The sequence below is a fragment of the Georgenia thermotolerans genome (assembly GCF_009193185.1).
GTDB lineage: Bacteria > Actinomycetota > Actinomycetes > Actinomycetales > Actinomycetaceae > Georgenia > Georgenia thermotolerans.
In genome coordinates this window covers 1-4,375 of sequence record NZ_VUKF01000090.1, presented here as the reverse complement: position 1 = coordinate 4,375, position 4,375 = coordinate 1, and the positions used below count along the sequence as shown (strand labels likewise).

4 protein-coding genes and 1 pseudogene are annotated in these 4,375 nt (G+C 79.7%); 2 read left to right on the top strand and 3 right to left on the bottom strand.

Going from position 1 to position 4,375, the window contains the following annotated elements; all coding sequences use genetic code 11:
* Together GD970_RS21220 and GD970_RS21215 are read right to left on the bottom strand one after the other, a co-directional pair.
* On the bottom strand, positions 1-1,175 hold a 1,175-nt coding region (locus GD970_RS21220; RefSeq protein ID WP_152204869.1), incomplete at its 3' end, for a TadA family conjugal transfer-associated ATPase.
* Positions 1,172-2,167 (bottom strand): hypothetical protein, encoded by a 996-nt coding sequence (locus GD970_RS21215; protein WP_152204868.1) that lies wholly within the window; start codon positions 2,165-2,167, stop codon positions 1,172-1,174. The genes GD970_RS21215 and GD970_RS21220, both read right to left, overlap by 4 nt.
* A 118-nt stretch (positions 2,168-2,285) precedes the next feature.
* Here GD970_RS21215 and GD970_RS21210 point away from each other — a divergent pair, with 118 nt between their 5' ends.
* Complete coding sequence (locus GD970_RS21210) at positions 2,286-2,921, top strand: MBL fold metallo-hydrolase (RefSeq protein WP_152204867.1); 636 nt, start codon at positions 2,286-2,288, stop codon at positions 2,919-2,921.
* Between the two features lie 5 nt (positions 2,922-2,926).
* Positions 2,927-3,715, top strand: coding sequence for an HAD family hydrolase (locus tag GD970_RS21205; RefSeq protein ID WP_211489989.1), 789 nt, complete (start codon positions 2,927-2,929; stop codon positions 3,713-3,715).
* 78 nt (positions 3,716-3,793) lie between these two features.
* Here the strand turns inward: GD970_RS21205 and GD970_RS21200 are convergent.
* Positions 3,794-4,375 (bottom strand): annotated as a pseudogene (locus GD970_RS21200) (Fic family protein); the annotation flags it as partial.

Sequence of the window (4,375 nt, the reverse complement as noted above, 5' to 3'; positions counted from 1 at the left end):
CCGCGGCGCGGGGGGACCGGTGCGGTCGCGGCGGGCGGCTGCGGCAGCGCGCCGCCGAGGCGGCGGGCGAGGCGCGCCCACCCCGGCCCCGCGCGGACGGCGCCGTCCTCGACGACGAGGGCGGGGGCGCATACCAGCTCCGCGCCGCTGCGGGCGAGCACGCCGAGCTCGGTCACCCGGCGCACGCCGCCGTCACGGCGCAGGTGGACCACGGCGTCCAGGGCGCTGACCGCCTGGGCGGCGACGGTCTGGTCGCCCAGGCCCGCGAGCGCGCCGAGTGCCACCAGCCGGGCGGGCACGTCCGCGGAGGTGTTGGCGTGAACCGTGGCCCACCCGCCGTCGTGCCCGGTGTTCAGCGCCCCGAGCACGTCGCGCACCTCCGGCCCGCGGCACTCCCCGAGGACGAGGCGGTCCGGGCGCATCCGCATCGCGGCGCGCACCAGCTCGCTGAGGGGCACCTCCCCGACCTGCTGGACGTTTGCCCGGCGGGTCTGCAGGTGGACCACGTGGGGGTGGTCCGGGCGCAGCTCGGCAGCCTCCTCGATGCACACGATCCGCTCGTCGGGCGCCACCAGGGAGAGCAGCGTGGCCAGCAGGGTCGTCTTGCCGCAGCCGGTCGCCCCGGAGACCAGCACGTTGGCCCGGGCGGCGACGAGGGCCCGGAGCACCGGGGCCACGTCCGCCGGCACGGTGCCGCACCGGACCAGCTCGGACAGGGTGAAGGTGCGGGCCCGGTGGGTGCGCAGGGAGATGAGCGTCCCGCCGGCGGACAGCGGCGGGAGGACGGCGTGCAGCCGGGTGCCGTCGGGCAACGAGCCGTCGACGACCGGGCTGGCGTCGTCGAGGCGCTGGCCGCAGGCGGCGGCGAGCCGGGTGGCCAGGGCCCGCACGGCGGCGGGGTCGGCGAAGGTGGCGTCGGTGGGCACCCGGTGCAGCCCGGCGCCGCGGTCCACCCACACCCCGTCGACGCCGTTGACCAGCACGTCGGTGACCGCCGGGTCCTCCAGCAGGGGCTGGAGCACCGGCCCGGCGCCGCGCAGCTCCACCCGCACCGCCGTGTCCAGGCGCAGCAGGGCCCGCGAGCCCACGCCGCCGCCCTCCTCGAGGGCGGCGGGCAGGGACGCGCCCCGTGCCAGCGCCGTGCGTACCTGGGCCAGCTCCACCGTCCCGCTCACCGACCGACCCCCAGCCGGTCGAGCAGGGCCCGGGCCGTGGCGCGCAGGTGCCCGCGACGCTGGTCCCCCGGCGCCACCCCGTGCTCGATGCCCGCCGGCAGCGCCCGCTCCTCGCGCATGTGGGCCGCCAGGTCCAGGCCCGCGGCGGCGGCCAGCTCCTCCGCCACCGTCGGCTCGCCGCCCCGCACGACGAGGTGGGGGCGGGTGTGCGCGGTGAGCGCCGGGGCCGCGGCCATCGCGGCCGCCGCGCCCCGGACGCCGCTTCGGGCCACCAGCACCACGTCGGCGCACCAGCCCAGCCACCGCTCCCGGTGGGGGCCGGCGGCCAGCACCTGGCGGGGAAGGTCCAGGACGAGCACGTCGTGCCCCTGGCCGAGGGCGCGGACGGCGGAACGCGCCACGGCCTCCTCGGGCGGCCCGCCGCGCCGGTCGCCGGAGAGCACGCGCACCAGGTGCCAGTCCGGCAGGGCCAGCGCGAGCGGCTGCGGCAGCAGCGCGTGCTCGCCGTCGAGGTCGCCCCACCGCTGGCCCGGGTCGTGCTCGAGGCCGAGGAGGACGTCGAGCCCGCCGGCGGGGTCGAGATCGACCAGTGCGGCCGCGGCGCCGGTGGCGACCACCGCGCGGGCCAGCGCGGCGGCGAGCACCGAGGCGCCGGCCCCGCCGTGGGCGCCCAGCACGCCGACGACCCGGGCCCGCTGCCGGCTGCCGGCGGCGACGAGCAGGTCGAGCAGCGCCTCCGCCTCGGCCGGCAGGGCCACGACGGCGGGGGCGCCATCGGCCGGGCCCGCCGACGCCGCCGGGTCGGCCCGCACGCTCAGCCGCCCCGGCGCGCCGTCGGCGCTGAGCACGAGGGCGGCGCCGGGTGCCGGGTCGTCGGGCGCGGCGACGGCGAGCGGCACCCCGGCCAGCTCCGCGAGCCGCCGCACCTGGGCCACCAGCGCGGCGTCGCCCCCGCGCAGCACCGCCCTGGCCTCGTCCCCGTCGCGCCCCATCGCCGTCCCCCTTCTCCCCCGCCAGCGTGCCGGGGGCGGGGCGCCGCGCGCTGCGGGCCTGTGGACGGCCCGGGGGCTTCGCGGGACAGCGCGGGCGCGCCTCTGCGACAGTGTGCGCATGCGGATCACGCACTTCGGCCAGTCGTGCCTGCTGCTCGAGACGGGCGCGGCCCGGCTGCTGTTCGACCCCGGCACGATGTCGGAGGGCTTCGAGGAGCTGCGCGACCTCGACGCCATCCTGCTCACCCACCAGCACCCCGACCACGTCGATCCCGACCGGCTCCCGACCCTCGTCGCGGCGAACCCGGAGGCCGCCGTGGTCTGCGACCCGGACACCGCGCCCCTGCTCGCCAAGCTGGGCGTCGAGGCCCGCACGGTCCGCCCGGGCGACCACCTCGACCTCGCCGGGGCGGCGGTGGACGTGCGCGGCGGCGAGCACGCCATCATCTACGCCGACCGGCCCGGCTGCACCAACGCGGCCTACCTCGTCGACGGCGGCGCCTTCTTCCACCCCGGGGACTCCTTCCCCGACCCCGGCACCGCAGTCGACGTGCTCGGGACGCCGACCAGCGGCCCCTGGCTCAAGGTCGCCGAGGCCATCGACTACGTCCGCGCCGTGCGCCCCCGCGTGGCGGTGCCCATCCACGAGCGGGCGATGGCGACCACCCGGCTCGCCTACGGGCTGTTCGCGGACTTCGCCCCCGAGGGCACCACGTTCCGGCCGCTGCCGGCGGGTGAGGCCACCGAGGTCTGAGCCCGGTGGGAGACCAGCCGGGTCCGCGGGTGGCGGCCTTCCTCGACCTCGACCGGACGGTCCTGTCCACCGCCTCCCCGCTCGTCCTGGCGCGCCCGCTGCTGGCCTCGGGCCTGCTCCGCCGCTCCTCGCTGCTGCACGCGGCGGCGGCGGACCTGCGCTCCCTCTTCGTCGCCGCCGACCGCCGCTACAGCGCGGAGGCGCAGGCCCAGCTCGCCGGGATGGTCGAGGGGTGGGACGTGCAGCGCTTCCGCGAGGTGGTCGACGGCGCCCTGCACACCGTCGTCCGGCCGCACGTCTACCTCGAGGCCATCGACCTCATCGCCGCCCTGCGCGGCCGGGGCGTCGACGTCGTCATCGTCTCGGCGTCGAGCGGGGACGTGGTGCGGCCCATCGCCGACATGCTCGGCGCCGACGAGGTGATCGCCTCGACCATGGAGGTCGCGGAGGGCCGGTTCACGGGCCGGGTCGCGCACTTCGTCTACGGGGCCGCCAAGGCCGAGGCCATCCGTGACCTGGCCGCCCGCGCCGGGTACGACCTGCGCGCCTGCGCCGCCTACTCCGACTCCGTCACCGACCTGCCGATGCTCGAGGCGGTCGGGCACCCGGTGGCGGTCAACCCCGATCGCGCCCTGCGCCGGCTGGCCCGCGAGCGAGGCTGGGAGGTGCGCCGCTTCCGCCGCCCGGTCCCGCTGCGCCGCGAACTGCCCGGCGCCGTCGGGGTGACGGTCGCGGCGCTCCTGCTGGTCCTCGGCGCCCTTGTGTGGGGCGCGCTGCGGCGTTCGCGCCGCTGAGCCGGGCGCCGGAAGACGCGGCCCACCGTCCCGGGGCACCGCGCTCGGAGGGCCCGCCGCCGCAGAGCGCGGTGGCGCTCAGCCCGCCGCGACCCGGCCGGCGAGCACCGCCGTCGCCACCTCCGCCCCGGCGCGCGCCCCCGCCTCCACGCACGCCGCCTGGAAGACGAGCCAGCCGGCCACGCCCTCGGCGGTGCCCGAGGCGTAGCCCGCGAGCGCGGCGCGGTACACCGCCGGGTGGGCGGCCGCGTGGGCATCGAGCACGGCCACCCCGGTGGGCTCGAGGCCCGACCGCACCGCCAGCAGCCGCGCCACGGCCCGGCCCAGGGCCGCGTTGCCGGTGAGGAAGGGCCGCAGGGTGGCGAGCTCGGCGTGCGCGACCCCCACTCGGACCAGCGCCGGCGCGTCGGCCGCGTCGACGACGGCGCGCAGCACCACCAGGCGGGTCTCCAGCTCGGCCCCGACCGGCGCGGGCGGGACCGGCGCACCCCGTCCCCCACCGTCGGGGCCGGCCTCCCGGGGCTGGTCGGCCGACCGGGGCCGGCCCACCGCCGCCCACGGCAGCGCCCCGGCGGCGGCCAGGTGGGCGGTGAGGTCGCGGTGCAGCCCGGCGAGGACCTCGGCGGCGGGCGCCGCGGGCGCCGGGCCCCGGCCGCCGAG

Excerpts from the sequence above, each read along its gene's own strand:
- GD970_RS21210 (WP_152204867.1), top strand. The coding sequence starts at position 2,286 with ATGCGGATCACGCACTTCGGCCAGTCGTGCCTGCTGCTCGAGACGGGC.
- GD970_RS21215 (WP_152204868.1), bottom strand. The coding sequence starts at position 2,167 with ATGGGGCGCGACGGGGACGAGGCCAGGGCGGTGCTGCGCGGGGGCGAC.